Origin of the sequence: Bradyrhizobium sp., assembly GCF_004799405.1 — a bacterium.
In the GTDB taxonomy this organism is placed as follows: domain Bacteria; phylum Pseudomonadota; class Alphaproteobacteria; order Rhizobiales; family Xanthobacteraceae; genus Bradyrhizobium.
The window spans coordinates 16,853-31,018 of the sequence record NZ_SSMW01000135.1 but is presented as its reverse complement, the minus strand read 5'-3'; the positions used below and the strand labels follow the sequence as shown (position 1 = coordinate 31,018).

Here is a 14,166-nt window from a genome sequence, read left to right as displayed (position 1 = left end):
ATCCGAAATAATACCGGTGCGTGGCTTTTGCGGACTCGGCTTTCATCGCGGCCCTTACGGCGGCTGCGTTCCTAACGGTGTGCCATACGGATATGTAGCTCCAGTGGTCGTTGCGCCCTATGCGCCGGTTGTAGTCGCGCCAGCAGTGGTGTGCCCATACGGCTATTATTACTATGCCCCCTACGCCCGCTGCGTGCCTACGCCGTAATGGATTTACTGCGGTAGATTTTTCGCTGGATATTGGGCGCGACGGTCCGGTCCTCGCGTTGAAGGCGGCGGCAAATAGCCGGCATGATCGCTTGATCCTGTAATGGCTGCGAAATCGCGGTGATCACAGCGTTCGCTTAGCGCAATGCAACAATATGAAAGATACGCCTATGAAAAACACAAAGGCACTTGGGTTTTTCGCCTTAGCGCTGCTTTGCGCGCAACTCACCGCCACCCGTGCAGCCGAGCCGATCACCGAGCAGGAGGCGCACGCGATCGGCGTCGATGCCTATGTCTATTTTTACCCGCTACTGTCGATGGACATCACGCGCAAGCAATTCACCAACGTCGAGCCGGGAAAGGTATTCGGCAGAGGCCCGATGAATATGTTCGTCAATGTCCCCGAGTATCCGCCCGCGGACTTCAAGGGCGTGGTGCGCTCGAACTTCGACACGCTCTATTCCATCGCCTGGCTGGATCTCACTAGGGAACCGCTGGTGATCTCCGCGCCCGACACGGCCGGCCGGTTTTATCTCCTGCCGATGCTCGACATGTGGACGGATGTCTTCGCGTCTCCGGGCTCGCGGACCACCGGAACCAACGCGGGCGATTTTCTTGTGACACCGCCCGGCTGGACAGGAACGGTTCCTCAGGGATTGACCCGCCTTGCGGCACCCACACCCTACGTCTGGATCATCGGCCGAACCAAGACGGACGGACCGTCGGATTACGACGCCGTGCATAAAATTCAGGCGGGTTACAAGGTCACGCCACTCTCGCTCCTGGGTAAGGCACCTGAGCCGGTGACGGTTAAGATCGATCCAGGCGTCGATATGAAGACGCCGCCGAAGATTCAGGTCGATACCATGCTGGCTGCCAAATACTTCGCCTACGCGGCTGAACTGCTCAAGCTGCATCCACCGCACGACACCGACCAGCCGATCATCGCGCAGATGAAGCGGATCGGCATCGAACCCGGCAACAGCTTCGATTTCGAAAAACTCGATCCGGCCGTAAAGAAGGCGCTCGAGAGCGCGCCTGCGGACGCCCAGCAGCTCATGGCCTGGAAACTTGCGACGCTCGCCCGGGTCGTAAACGGCTGGTCGATGAATACCGACACTATGGGCGTCTACGGCAACTACTATCTGAAACGCGCTATCGTCTCCCAGATCGGCCTCGGCGCCAATCTTCCAGAGGATGCCATCTATCCGCTGAATCTGGGCGACGATGCCGGCAAGCCGCTCGACGGCGCGAACAAATACACAGTTCACTTCGACAAGGGAGCTGCGCCTCCGGTGAACGCTTTCTGGTCTATCACCCTCTATGACCCGGAAGGCTTTCAGGTCGCCAACAGCCTGAACCGCTTCGCCGTCGCCAGCTGGATGCCGTTCACGACCAACGCCGACGGCTCGCTTGACCTCTATTTCCAGAACGAGAGCCCCGGAAAGGACAGGGAAGCTAACTGGCTGCCAGCGCCAAAGGGAGCGTTCAACCTAACCATGCGCCTCTACGGACCCCAGTCCGACGCCCTCACGGGCAAATGGAGCCCGGCGGCGGTGAAGAAGACACCATAAGCGTGTCAGATGAGCCAACGTCAGAATGGGGTGTCGGAGCGGCCTATGCGGCGCTAGTTTGCTCCCTTGAGTATCGAGGACGAACGCAGCACACTCACCTTGATATAGGCGACCGCACAGCAAAGGGACGACGTTGGCGCGTAAACGAGGAAAGCTTCCGAAGAAGGGCGGATCTCCCGGCAAACCCGCAACTTCATCGAAAGTCACGGCGCCGGCGCCTGCGCCTGACGTCACCGGATCGGGAGCCTTCTCGCTGCGCAAGACCTTGGTCCTGGCGGCGCTGGCTGCCATTGCCGTGCTCGCTGTCGGTCTTCTTTTTCAGTTCCAAAGCGGTGGCCTCGGCAAAACATCGCCCTCCCATGGCGTTGAAGCCAACGCGACATTCGTTGGCAGCGAAACCTGCGCCGGCTGCCATCAGTCCGAAGCCAAACTCTGGCAGGGCTCGCAGCACCAGCTTGCGATGGCGCATGCTACCGACAAGTCGGTGCTGGGCGATTTTTCCGGCGCGACGTTTGATTATTTTGGGATGCAATCGCGTTTTTTCCGGAAAGACGGAAAGTACCTTGTCGAGACTGACGGTGCGGATGGCAAGCTGGCGGTCTTCGAGATCAAATACACCTTTGGTGTCGACCCGCTGCAGCAATACCTCGTGGAATTCCCCGAGGGCCGGCTGCAGGCGCTGTCGATAGCCTGGGACAGCCGGCCAAAGGATGCCGGCGGTCAGCACTGGTTTCACCTTTATCCAAAGGAAGAAATCCGTCACGACGATGTGCTGCACTGGACCAAGCTCAATCAAAACTGGAACTTCATGTGCTCCGAGTGCCATTCGACGGGCGTCCGGAAGAATTACGATGCGGCGAACGATCGCTTCGCGACCAGCTTCGCCGAGATCAGCGTGGGTTGCGAAGCGTGCCATGGTCAGGGCTCCCGCCATGTCGCGTGGGCGCAGGACAAGGCGCGTTGGTGGTCGTTCGGAAGGATCGACGATCCGACCAAGGGATTGCCGGAGCGATTCAGCGAACGCCGCGATGCGACGTGGGTGCCCAATGCCACAACCGGCAACGTCAGCCGAAGCAGCCCTCCTCGGGTGCTACGAGCGGAGGTCGAGACCTGCGGTCTTTGTCACGCGCGGCGCAGCGAGTTTTCCGAAGCCTGGATGCCGGGACAATGGCTGTCGGACACTCATATGGTGTCAACGCTTGGCCGCGGTCTCTACAGCGCCGACGGACAGATGCTGGATATCGAAGAGGCCTACAACTACGGCGCGTTCAAGCAGAGCAAGATGTTCGCGGCCGGTGTGACCTGCAGCGATTGCCATGACCCGCATAGCGCCAAACTGCGAATATCCGGCGACAACACCTGCCTGCAATGCCACTCGCAGGAAAAATACGCCGCCGTAACGCATCACCGTCATGAGTCCGTGAGCCCGCCGCTGGCCTGCGCGTCATGTCATATGCCCACCCGCAACTACATGGTCATCGACAAGAGGCACGATCACAGTTTTAGGATACCGCGCCCCGACACATCGATGAAGCTCGGCACGCCCAATGCCTGCAACGATTGTCATGCCGACAAACCGCCCGAATGGGCCGCAGCGGCTATCGAACAGTGGCATGGACCCAATCGGAAGGGGTTCCAGAATTATGCGGCGGCGTTCCATTCCGCCTGGAATGACCAGGCCGATGCCGCAAAGCTGCTGGCCGCCGTGGCTGCCGATAGCAACGCACCGGCCATCGCGCGGGCCAGCTCACTGAGCGAGCTCGCCACGCGCGCGACCCCGGCCACTCTCGGCCTCGTACGCGCTGCGATATCAGATCCCGACCCGATGGTACGCATCGGCGCGATTGATATGCTGGAGAACGCGCCATTGGATCAGCGCTGGTCGATCGCATCGCCCTCCCTGACGGATCCGATCCGAAGCGTCCGTATCCGCACCGTGTCAATTTTGGCCGACGTGCCTTCGGCGCGGCTGTCGGAGAACGACCGCGGGCGGTTCGATCGAGCCGCCGAAGAATTCATTGCCGCGCAAAGATTCAATGCAGATCGGCCAGAAGCGCGAACGACCCTGGGCGCTTTTTACGCCCGGCGGGGCCGCACCAGCGAAGCCGAAGCTGAATATCAGGCAGCGCTTCGACTAAGCCCGCAATTTACCGGCGCGGCGATCAACCTTGCCGACCTGTACCGGCAGACCGGACGGGAAGATGCCGGCGAGAAGGTCTTGCGCACGGCGATCAACACTGTCCCCAGCGACGCTGGGCTGCACCATGCGCTCGGCCTCGGTCTGGTTAGGCTCAAGCGGCTTGACGAAGCTTTGGACGAATTACGCCGCGCCGCCGAACTGGACCCCCATAGCGCCCGATACGCCTACATCTACGGCGTGGCATTGCATTCGGCCGGGCATCAGCAAGAGGCGATCGCCTATCTCAGGGATAGCCTCAACGGGTATCCGGAAAACCGCGATATCATCATGGCGATTGTCAGCTTTAGCCGCGAAGCCGGCGACGTCGTTACCGCGTTGCAATATGCGGAACAGGCGGTCAGGATCGCACCTAACGATTCGGCGGCCAAAGGCCTGGTGGATGAGTTGCGACGCCAAGTTACGCCGCGCTAAGATCGCTCTGCCAGATCAGTCCTTTGGCAACTTTCGAGCTAGTTGCTGGTCCTGAAGACACGTTTGCAATTCAACGTAACTGGGAGGAGTTGCGCTATCGTCGGTTGTCATCCCGACGCACATTTTCCGGTCGGCGTTGGTAAACCCCGACCATTGTGTCTGAAGCTGATCTTTCGCCTGCTGCTCGTCGTCAATGCATCTTTTTATTGTTCCGCTCAGGCCGGCATTGGGATCGAATGCAGAAGCGCTGTCGATCTTGCAACCCCGCGCAATATCAAATTTTGGAACATCGTCGGCAACGGCGATGACCAGGCGCGAAGCAAGGATCAGCATTGAAACCGGAATCAGCATTTTGGCCTCCGTACCGAATTGCGGCTTTTACCTATTGAAACGCCGTAGCCAGTTTCAAACCAGATATACCCAGTCCAAGGGCAACTTCGATCTCCCCCTCAAGGGCGACCGGCCGCAAAGCGAGGTTCCGATTCGAGCCGCCGAAAAGCACATTGACGCCTATCTCAGTCTCCACCGAAATGCCGCCGTTGGCGCCCAAGTAAGCGCCAGCCAAACCTCCAGCTGGAGGACCACTGGTCGAGGCAAAAACATCCCACACCAATACTCCGCCGGTCGTGATTCCAACTTCAGGTCCGACGGTATTGATCTCGCCAAGATAGACCTGTTGCGGATAACCTCCGTCGGGGGTGAAGCGGCAGCTAATCGACTGCACGGCCACGGTGAGGCCGGTTCTCGGCGCCATCTGGCAGTTCAATATACCGACTTGCGTTCCTGGCTGTGCCGTCTGTCCGGCCGCCGGCGGCAGCAATACCAACACCGCAGCTGTAGCTATCGCTAAGGTGCGATGCATAGACATGATTATTTTTCCCAAGATATTTCTCATATCTATTTAATTGCTCCCTACGACGAGCCTCTCACTCGTCTTTCGCAAGAAACGGGCCAACAGCGAGGACAGCGCGCACCAAGGGAAAATATTCGATAGAACAGCGCAGTACCAAAAGTGGAATGCAAACCACGGATCGGGGTGCACTCTAATCCTCCGAATTTTCGGAGGGCCTCCGAAAATTCGGAGATCAACATTTGGCGCAAACCGGGCATCCTCACGAGGTATTTAATCGGGGATCAAGCGAGTCGACCAAAGCTTGCAAGAGACCTAAGCTACAAAAATCGGTTCTGTCCTCCAGGGGCGATGCAGTCAACCAATGGCGTCAGCCTCGATAGCACGGGCTCAAGGCGCCTTCGGGAAGATCATCTAAATCAGCAATCGGCAACAACATGTCCAGTGCGAACCTGAATACCCCCCTACATCGCCTGCGAGAGCGGTGGAACGATCCACTCCTGACGACGCTTACGATTCTGCTGATATTGATGTTATTCGTCTTCGCGCCGCTGCAGGCCATTGGCATCAAGGTTTTTCAAATCCTGGGATTCGCATCCGCACTTGGCATCATCGGCGGCTTATTCCTGATGTCGGGTAGTCCGGCCGTCGTCGTAGCGATGCTGGCCGCATTCATCATGGCGGGCACCGCCGCAGTTTCCCGCCTCAATGCCCCCTCCATTCTCGACGTCTATCTGCTTTCCGGCGCGCTTCTCATTATGGGGGCAATGCTGGTCTGGGTGGTTGCTCGGGCGGTGTTTTCTCCGGGTCGCGTAACCTATCATCGAATTATAGGCGCTATCCTGGTTTATCTGAGCGTCGCTCTGACATTTGTGGCTCTCTACTCGATCGTTGGCTTGCTGGTACCCAATGCATTTTCGGGTATGTCATTTGAGGACAACCCGGCGCTCGCCAGCAAAGTTATCTATTTCAGCTTTGTGACACTGACTTCGACTGGCTATGGCGATGTCTTCCCGGTGCATCCGGTGGCACGCAGTCTTTGCAATTTGGAGACGATTGTCGGCCAGCTTTATCCCGCAACTTTGCTCGCAAGGTTGGTATCGCTGGAGATTGAAGGACGGCGCTGATTGTTGGTGGCTCTGGAACTGCCGCAGACCTGCAGTTCGAACGTCCTTGGGCATAAACGGATATTCAGGGTGAATGGACGTCGGATTTTAAACGCTCAATCGCGCTATAGATAAGCGGTATAGGAACTGATCCAGACTGGGATGGATGCGAGAAGTCCGATAACGCCCGAGTTCTCGGAAAATGCCGTCGCACTGCCGGACATACCCAGACGAAGTGATTCACGGCTCATCTCGTCCGGTATTGATATCACTACCGGAAAAGCCGTCGCGCCACCGAGTGCGTTGGTGCGCGCGAGTGTTCCCGACACTGCAATCTGCCCTTGGCCAACGCCCTTGGGTATTGCCAAGATTTTTGCGTGATAGATATGTCCCGGGGCGTTATCGAAAACAATGTCAACGGCCGTACCCTCCTTGATCGTCTGAAATCCGTTCTGTAAAAACATTCCGACCAGCGTGATCTCGTTCTCGACGATAAACGACATCGTTGAGCGTGCTTGGAGTGCGCGGTCACCGACGGACAATGCCACGGCCGTCACATCGCCGTCGGCGGGTGCACGAACGACCGTCTGCGACAGTTCCCAGCTTGCGTTGTCGAGTTGTGCCTGAATCTCCGCGACTGTGGTGTTAACGCCGCCTATCTCAGACTCCAACGCGAGTTTGGCGCTCTGCTGGGAAGCCTTGGCCACGTTTAGCTGCGCTAGCGCCGTCTCGTATTGGTTCTGCCGGTCCTGCGCTTGGAACTGTGTGTTGGCACCCACCGCTACGAGCTTCTGAATGTCCGCATTGCGTTGTGTGTTGAATGCGACCTGTGCAGAAAGCCCGGAGACGTTCGCCGCCGCTTGCTCGTAATTGGATTTCAATATTTCAGCCTGTTGCTTTGCCGCGGCGAGCGACGCCTGCAATTGCGTGACTTTGTATTGAAATGGCGCCGGATCGATTTGGAAAAGCACTTCGCCGATCTTTACCGGTACGTTCGGCTTGACCGGATCGCGATGATTTGTCCTGTCACGTTCGGTGTAACCTCCACCACCCGGCCTGCCACTGTCACGCGTCCCGATGGTGTGAGATAATTAAAAAGCGCAAGAAATACCGCGAGAATCATTGCGCCAACAAGGGCCGCTACCGTTCCGGACAGCCAACCCCATCGTATCAGCTTGAATCTCGAGAACAGGGCCCAAAGCGCGACCACGTAAAGACACAGAATAATGATCACGAAACCCTCATTATTATGATGTGTAGCACGACCGTTGTTCAGTGATAGTCAAACTCGTGGAGCGCGATCCGCGTCTCGCGGGCAAAATTAACAAGGGCAGCGGCAAAAAATCCGAGTGTGATCACAAACAGCACCGCGATCCCGCGTTCGTGCTGGATGTCAAAGAAGGCGGTCACAAAGGCGACCATCACCAGTAACGTCGCGAAAATCGCGCTCAAGGTGGCAAAAAACGTCGCATTGTTGAGAAGTTTGGCGCGCTGTTTCATGCGCGGGAGGTCGGCCTTGAGCCGAACCCTTGCTGTGTCGCTTTCGTCAATCGCGTTCAGCATCTGCGATCGGTCGACGACGCGATTCATGCGCAAGGTCAATACCGACATGAACGCCGCCAGCGCGCCCAGGAGAAACGCAGGCGCGATAGCCTGGGTGATGACCTGCGAAAGCTGGGTGACAGATGGGGTTTCGGTAATCACCTCTCGCTAGCCTCCGAAGCGGTAATTCACGCCGACTCGCACCATGTTTTCATACAAGGTGTTGGCCGCACCGGCACCAACCCACAAATATTCGAGTTTGGTGCTAAGGTTCGGTGTCCAGCCGTATTCGATGCCAGCGCCAGCCGCCAGTCCGGCGTGCCAGTCGGACTTCGAGGTGCAGGCGACCACTCCGGTGTTACAGGTAAAGCCTACCGTTTGGGTGAAAGCAGACGTGTTGTTTGTCAAGGCGACGCCCACGGTTCCGTAGAAAAGCAGATTATCCTGAGCATAACCAATCCGGGTCCTGAGCGTATCTATAATAGACACCTTCGAAGCGATCGTCGCGGAGCCCTCGAGAAAACCAGCCTTAACCACCGGGCCCGTTCCAACCCCGCTCATGCTGGTCCAGTCGATGTCGCCTTCGAGGCCCATCACAACGTGGCCGCTCTGAATTTGGGCGCCAAGTGTGCCGCCAATCATTCCTCCGCTTAGCTTGTAGTTGAACGCGGAAAAATCATCGGAGAACAGCCCGAGCGGATCCTGCTTGCCGAAGCCATAGCCGGCGTTGGCGCCCAGATAGATTCCGGTCCAGTTATAGATCGGCGCGACCACCGGTGGGCTCACGTAAACCTGCTGCTGGGTGGGAAGGTCCGCGGCGTTGACCCCGACGGATCCGATCGCGATCACCGCGACCAGCGACGTGGCAAACAACGCTAACCTAGCCGTCGTCGATCCTGAGATAGTCTTTTTCATTGCAGTTGTCCCTGAACTGGAGTCGGTAGTCGCATGTATTCAAGATAGCGTCGCACCTTGCACTTCGGATTGACCGCCAGAAACCCCCGGTGAGGTTTTGGCGAATAGAGAAACATGTCGTAACAAACCGGATACTTAATGCGAGGACCTGACCTCAATTCTCCGATATCTCGGAGATAATCTCCGAAATATCGGACTTTTTCTGATATTTCGGAGGCAGCGTGTGAAGCGAGAACGAAGGGTGAGCTAACGCTTTGCGGAATCGCTTACTGCACCTTGATCCCCATTCTTTCCCGCATGCTTTTGAAAACGATATCGATAGCCTGAATAATTCTGAGCTGTGGGTTTGCCTTGCAATAAACGATCAACTCGTGCTCGGCTTCCCTTCCTTTTCGGATGTCCATGTAGTGCTTTTTCGCCAGACCGTTGTACCAACCGCTGTACCAGGAAGCGAGCAAGTCAGCCTGATCCTGCCATGTTCCCGCGAGCTGCGCACATGTCAGGGCTTGCACGTCCAGAAACCCTTCAGGATCGGCATACTCGCTGAGATTCACCTGAGCCCTGGCGCTTGAGCCCGCCATCAGCATTCCGGCGCCGACTGTAACAGCTATCAAAGTCTTGCGCATGTCTTCCTCTTTCTGCGAATCAAATCTCGCGTTTGGTGTCGGTACTTCCTCTGGTCTCGATCAAAACTGTCTGGAGGCCCCCGGCGACGCTACGATGAAGTGCCAGAGCGTCCACGCCCTCCTCCCTCTCGACGGCGTCAACGCGAACTACCGGTGCCTCGCTTGAGAGCTCAATAGCCGCAACGATTGCACTGAGTTTGGCCATATTCAGACTTCGATCGAACTGTTCTCGCGACTCCCACTCTTCAACGAGAAATAGCGTCTTGCGCTTGTCGAGATCCGAATAGAGACGAGCGTCCAGACAACCCGGCGCAACCCGGGTCGGACCGAGCATCGATCCGAGAGTACGCATCAATGCCGTTCGCTTTTCGTCGGGGGCTATGATCTGCATCGAAAAGACGATCAAGATCCATGTCTTTCAGTAGTCGTCTGCAAAAGTAAGAACGGACTTCCTGCTTCTCATCGCAAGAAGCGGGCCAAGGCGAAACCCGTGATACGAGCGGCGAAAACTATTCAATAAATCAGCGGGGTAACGATAATTTTACGCGGATGATCGCGCTCATCGCGTTCCCAAATTCTCCGAAAATTCGGAGAGCCTCCGAAAGTTCGGAGGTCGTCGGTTGGTAACGGCCCGACCGGACACAATTTCATTTAGGGTTCAGCGCGGACAGCCCTTGAATAAAGATCTCTATCGCAAGCTCATAGCTTCTCTCGTATTCCAGTGAGTCCAGATACGACGCAGCCATCTCGTGTATGACGAAGCCGCGTATCAAGCTCCTCAAAACTCGAAGCGCATGCTGAACTTGCTCACCCTTCAAGCCGAGCTGCGAAAATACCTCTGACACCGTTCGGGCCAATTTACTGCCCGCTTCCAGCCATTCAGGGCCATCAACGACAGGATCCCGAAACGTCGCCGCGGACAATCCCGGACGTTCCAACGAATAATTGCGCATGGCATACGCCATCGCTCGTAACGCATCGGAATCCTTCTTGCCCTCAATTTCGCGCTCGATTCGCTGATGAAGCTCCCGGTACCCCTTTACGGCGAGAAAGCGTCGCATCTCGGGGATAGTGCCGACTTCAACCAGATGCCTTTCGATCTCCGAAATAAGATCTGCCGCTATTTTTTTGTGCCAACTGGATGTTGGAGTTGCGAGCAATTCGTTGATATCGAAATTGGGCTGATTCATTTTGATTCTGCAATTTTGTTTTCTAGGCGCAAACTGTAATTTGTGATCTTCGGAATGAGGCCAGTGTGGAGAGCGGAACCTTCCGGTTAACGAGAACTGGTCTCGTCCTACCGACGCCACGTGTGAGGATTCTCACTCTGCTTCGTCGCGCGCGCGATGAAGTCTTCCAGGGAGATCACCGCGTCTTCAATACCGCAATCGCCGACGCTATCGATTGACAGTTGCCTATCATGGTCAAAAAGCTCCATCCAGAATTTGGCGGCATTTGCGGGAGATGCCCCGGGCGATTGAACCAGCCGAATTTCAAGTGAACCAAGACGCACGAGGGTTACCGTCGGTGGAACCCTAGTACCTTGGCCTGCAAGCTGCTGGAGTCTAACGTGCGCCTCGATTAGTTGTGCTTCGAGTTTTGGTCTTGACGGCTTGGACAACGTTTTTGACCTAACGAGATGCGAACACTACCGGCTAAGTAGAAGATCCCGACGTACAATTGACTCGACAATCCGCTACTGCAGATATTGCTTTTTCGAGGGCGGCCTTGGAACAATAGCTGTGGTCCTACACGTGACTCCGCGTGTTCGTCTTGTTATCGTCGGCCAAAGAGTTGTTCCTATCTACCAGTCTGAATTGCGGGTAAACACTGCATGCCGAATATCGATGGCAGCGTTAAAGCCCCTCGACCGGCGCATTTTCCTACGGCCGGCGGCGGCATGACACGGTTAGCCTATAAACGCGCGGTCGAGGGAGACCTCGACGTCAAGCCGCTGCTCAAGAAAGCCGGCCTGACGCTTCAACAAATTGACAATCCCAATCTCCGCCTGAATGTAACAAGTCAAATAACGTTTCTCAATCTCGTAGCTAAAGGGATGGACGACGAGACATTGGGACTCAATCTGGCGCTAAATTTCGATCTTCGCGAAATCGGAACGCTCTACTATGTCATGGCGTCGTCCGACACGCTTGGTGACGCGTTACAAAGAGCGTCTCGCTACAGCCGGATAACCAACGAAGCAGTTCATCTTGAATATCGGACAAACAAGGAGGTCACCATTAGATTTGAATATGTCAATGTTGCCCGACATCACGACCGACATCAAATCGAGTTCTTCATGATCTCGCTCGTCCGGTTGGTGCGCCACCTATCGGGACGCAACCTCCTTCCAACCCGCGTCAGTTTTGTACATCGTCGCAATTTCTTTCAATCTACATTTGAGAAGCTTTTTGGCTGTGACGTCGTATTCGGCAGGAATATCGACGAAATCGTATTCCCTTCAGCGATTCAGGATATACCGTTAGCGAGCGCAGATTCGTTCCTCCACGGATTGCTGATCGCTCAATGTGAAAAAGCCAATATCGACCGTCCCCGATTAGCCGCCCTGCGGGTTAGCGTCGAGAACGAAATTGCTCCGCTTCTACCTCATGGCAACGCGCAGGCCGCCGATGTTGCACACAGACTCGGGATGAGCCAAAGAACGCTCGCCCGTCATCTCGCATCTGAGGGATTAAGTTTTACCACCATCCTTGATGAAACAAAATGCGATCTCGCAACGCACTATTTGAGTCAAGCCGACTTACCGATAACCACAATCGCGTGGTTGCTGGGATACCAGGAAGTCAGCGCCTTCACGCATGCATTCAAACGATGGACTGGAACGACACCAAGACAGGCGCGGCAAAAGGGCAATTGGTAGCTTTCTGCGTCAAGTAGGTCGACCGCGGCTTCGAGCCGCAACCTTTGTCGTTCGTAAGCCGGTCAGGGATTTTTGGGATCAGCGTAACAAGGACAACGCCGAGCGATAGTTGCGTTCGGCGGGTCAGATTGATCGAAAACTCCAGGGTTACCGCTTGGGTGTAAAACCGAGCTTTTTGATGCGGGATTCCAGCGTCGTCGGCTTGATGTCGAGAAGTGCTGCGGCCCCGTTCGGGCCGCGAATACGCCAATTGCACTGCTCGACCGCCTGCAGAATGATGGCGCGCTCGGCTTCGTCGAGCGAGCCTGCCGTCGCTTTGAGGGCCACCGGTCGAAGCGACGTATGCGCTAGCTTGATGCACAGTCTCGGGCTGTGACTAAGAATCATTGCGCGTTCGATCACATTCCGGAGTTCGCGAACATTGCCAGGCCAATGATATTCTTGAAGCGCGGACATCGATTCATCCCCGATTTCGTCGATCGGCTTACCCATCGAATTGCTGAATTCCTTCACAAAGGTCCATGACAGCATCGGAATGTCTTCCCGCCGCTCGCGCAGCGGTGGCACTTCAATCGGAAATACGTCGAGCCGATAGAAAAGGTCTTCCCTAAATTTCCCTTCCTTGACGGCCTGAGCGAGTGGCCGGTTGGTGGCCGCAATCACGCGCGCGTCGACCCTGATCGTCTTGGTACCGCCCAAGCGCTCAAACTCGCCTTCCTGAAGCACGCGCAGCAATTTTGGCTGTAATTCGAGCGGCAATTCGCCGACTTCATCGAGAAAGATCGTTGAACCGTCTGCAATTTCAAAACGTCCCGCCTGCCTTGCCAGAGCTCCCGTAAAAGCACCCTTTTCGCGACCGAACAGTTCCGACTCGATCAGGCTGGCCGGGAGCGCTGCGCAATTGACCTTGATCATCGGACGATCTTTTCGGCTACTGGCGTCGTGGATTGCCTGCGCCAGAACTTCCTTGCCGCTTCCGGTTTCGCCGAGCAGCAGAACCGTAGAACTGGTTTGCGCAACTTGTGCAGCCTCTCCGATAACGGACAGAAAACATGGCGAGTGGCTGGTAAGACCTTGCGGCGGCCTGATCTGCGCGGCGTGCTGCAGATAGGCATTCTCCCGCTCAAGACGGTCCTTCAGAAGCTTGATTTCCGCCACGGCGGCCACAAGTTTTTCTTGCTCCCGTTTCCGGGCGAGCGCCTGGGCAAACACCTCACCTACAAGCTTGAGCCGTGTAACCAAACCTTCCGGCCACACGCGGGTTGCACAGACGGCTCCGAAAGTAATGACACCGACGATGCGACCGCCGATGCGGAGCGGGATGCTCAAATGAGAGACCAAACCCACCTTTCGCCAATATTCAGTCTCAACGACGGCTTCGGGCGGTAGCTCGTCGGCAAGCCCCTGGAATGCGATCGTTTCGCCAGCACGAAGTTTCGAAAGATACCAAGGCACATGCAGCATAAACGGGCCCGGCGGCAATTGCTCGACATTTTCGTTGGCGCTTGAGGATATGACGATAAGTGGGCCGTCTCCATCATCGAACTCGGAATAGTTGCACCGATCAAACCCGAGAAATTGCCGAAGTGCCGTTTGCGCAAGTTGGATCTCGAATTCGACCTTTTCGGCAGACACGTTCGCAAATCGCGCAGAGAGATCGGCAAGCATGCGCTCGAACGCCAGTACGTCCTCGGCGGATGCTTCGCTCAGCGTCGTGTGCGGGACTACGGACTGAAACCGACCGAACACCATGTTGCTTTCCGACGCGCTCATATTACCACCCCTCTTTAGCTATCGAGGCCGTAAGACAAGTTCAACATGCGTAAAAACCACAGGTTGCTCCATAATACTTGC

At 56.2% G+C, this 14,166-nt stretch carries 13 protein-coding genes; 4 read left to right on the top strand and 9 right to left on the bottom strand.

Translation table 11 applies throughout. From position 1 onward, the window contains the following. Positions 1-377: 377 nt before the first annotated feature. Both E7813_RS21245 and E7813_RS21240 read left to right on the top strand, forming a co-directional pair. Complete coding sequence (locus tag E7813_RS21245; RefSeq protein WP_291577204.1) at positions 378-1,781, top strand: DUF1254 domain-containing protein; 1,404 nt, start codon at positions 378-380, stop codon at positions 1,779-1,781. A gap of 460 nt (positions 1,782-2,241) precedes the next feature. Continuing rightward, positions 2,242-4,392: a tetratricopeptide repeat protein gene (locus E7813_RS21240; RefSeq protein ID WP_363331200.1), complete on the top strand. Its 2,151-nt coding sequence runs from the start codon at positions 2,242-2,244 to the stop codon at positions 4,390-4,392. Positions 4,393-4,407: 15 nt separating this feature from the next. On the opposite strand, the gene E7813_RS21235 is transcribed toward E7813_RS21240, so the two are convergent. Next, a complete protein-coding gene (locus tag E7813_RS21235; protein ID WP_291577202.1) occupies positions 4,408-4,743 on the bottom strand; it encodes a hypothetical protein in 336 nt (111 codons plus the stop codon). 31 nt (positions 4,744-4,774) lie between these two features. Next, on the bottom strand, positions 4,775-5,275 hold the full coding sequence (locus E7813_RS21230; RefSeq protein WP_291577201.1) for a DUF992 domain-containing protein: 501 nt from the start codon (positions 5,273-5,275) through the stop codon (positions 4,775-4,777). Positions 5,276-5,679: 404 nt separating this feature from the next. Between E7813_RS21230 and E7813_RS21225 the strand changes: the two genes are divergently transcribed. Continuing rightward, the gene (locus E7813_RS21225; protein ID WP_291577200.1) at positions 5,680-6,369 is read left to right on the top strand and encodes an ion channel; all 690 of its coding nucleotides are present in this window, start codon (positions 5,680-5,682) and stop codon (positions 6,367-6,369) included. Positions 6,370-6,473: 104 nt separating this feature from the next. Here the strand turns inward: E7813_RS21225 and E7813_RS21220 are convergent, their stop codons facing one another. From E7813_RS21220 to E7813_RS21195, 6 genes are all read right to left on the bottom strand, one after another. Continuing rightward, entirely contained in the window at positions 6,474-7,319 is an 846-nt protein-coding gene (locus E7813_RS21220; protein WP_291577199.1) for an HlyD family secretion protein, read from the bottom strand. Positions 7,320-7,620: 301 nt separating this feature from the next. Then, positions 7,621-8,052, bottom strand: coding sequence for a DUF2721 domain-containing protein (locus E7813_RS21215; RefSeq protein WP_291577197.1), 432 nt, complete (start codon positions 8,050-8,052; stop codon positions 7,621-7,623). 6 nt (positions 8,053-8,058) lie between these two features. Next, a complete protein-coding gene (locus tag E7813_RS21210) occupies positions 8,059-8,805 on the bottom strand; it encodes an outer membrane beta-barrel protein (RefSeq protein ID WP_291577196.1) in 747 nt (248 codons plus the stop codon). A 266-nt stretch (positions 8,806-9,071) separates the two neighbouring features. Further along, positions 9,072-9,431 carry an HdeA/HdeB family chaperone gene (locus E7813_RS21205; RefSeq protein WP_291577194.1) on the bottom strand — a complete coding sequence of 120 codons (360 nt, stop codon included), beginning with the start codon at positions 9,429-9,431 and terminating at the stop codon, positions 9,072-9,074. Positions 9,432-9,450: 19 nt separating this feature from the next. Next, a complete protein-coding gene (locus E7813_RS21200; protein ID WP_291577192.1) occupies positions 9,451-9,837 on the bottom strand; it encodes an antibiotic biosynthesis monooxygenase in 387 nt (128 codons plus the stop codon). Between the two features lie 241 nt (positions 9,838-10,078). Beyond that, complete coding sequence (locus E7813_RS21195; RefSeq protein ID WP_291577190.1) at positions 10,079-10,621, bottom strand: TetR-like C-terminal domain-containing protein; 543 nt, start codon at positions 10,619-10,621, stop codon at positions 10,079-10,081. A gap of 644 nt (positions 10,622-11,265) precedes the next feature. Here E7813_RS21195 and E7813_RS21190 point away from each other — a divergent pair. Then, entirely contained in the window at positions 11,266-12,312 is a 1,047-nt protein-coding gene (locus E7813_RS21190) for an AraC family transcriptional regulator (protein ID WP_291577188.1), read from the top strand. Positions 12,313-12,459: 147 nt separating this feature from the next. Here the strand turns inward: E7813_RS21190 and E7813_RS21185 are convergent, their stop codons facing one another. Next, positions 12,460-14,085 carry a sigma 54-interacting transcriptional regulator gene (locus tag E7813_RS21185; protein ID WP_291577186.1) on the bottom strand — a complete coding sequence of 542 codons (1,626 nt, stop codon included), beginning with the start codon at positions 14,083-14,085 and terminating at the stop codon, positions 12,460-12,462. Between the last annotated feature and the right edge of the window lie 81 nt (positions 14,086-14,166).

What these genes read in the sequence shown, in the direction of transcription:
- E7813_RS21245 (WP_291577204.1), top strand. Translation starts at nt 378, where the DNA reads ATGAAAAACACAAAGGCACTTGGGTTTTTCGCCTTAGCGCTGCTTTGC.
- E7813_RS21240 (WP_363331200.1), top strand. Translation starts at nt 2,242, where the DNA reads ATGGCGCATGCTACCGACAAGTCGGTGCTGGGCGATTTTTCCGGCGCG.
- E7813_RS21235 (WP_291577202.1), bottom strand. Translation starts at nt 4,743, where the DNA reads ATGCTGATTCCGGTTTCAATGCTGATCCTTGCTTCGCGCCTGGTCATC.
- E7813_RS21225 (WP_291577200.1), top strand. Translation starts at nt 5,680, where the DNA reads ATGTCCAGTGCGAACCTGAATACCCCCCTACATCGCCTGCGAGAGCGG.
- E7813_RS21210 (WP_291577196.1), bottom strand. Translation starts at nt 8,805, where the DNA reads ATGAAAAAGACTATCTCAGGATCGACGACGGCTAGGTTAGCGTTGTTT.
- E7813_RS21205 (WP_291577194.1), bottom strand. Translation starts at nt 9,431, where the DNA reads ATGCGCAAGACTTTGATAGCTGTTACAGTCGGCGCCGGAATGCTGATG.
- E7813_RS21195 (WP_291577190.1), bottom strand. Translation starts at nt 10,621, where the DNA reads ATGAATCAGCCCAATTTCGATATCAACGAATTGCTCGCAACTCCAACA.
- E7813_RS21190 (WP_291577188.1), top strand. Translation starts at nt 11,266, where the DNA reads ATGCCGAATATCGATGGCAGCGTTAAAGCCCCTCGACCGGCGCATTTT.
- E7813_RS21185 (WP_291577186.1), bottom strand. Translation starts at nt 14,085, where the DNA reads ATGAGCGCGTCGGAAAGCAACATGGTGTTCGGTCGGTTTCAGTCCGTA.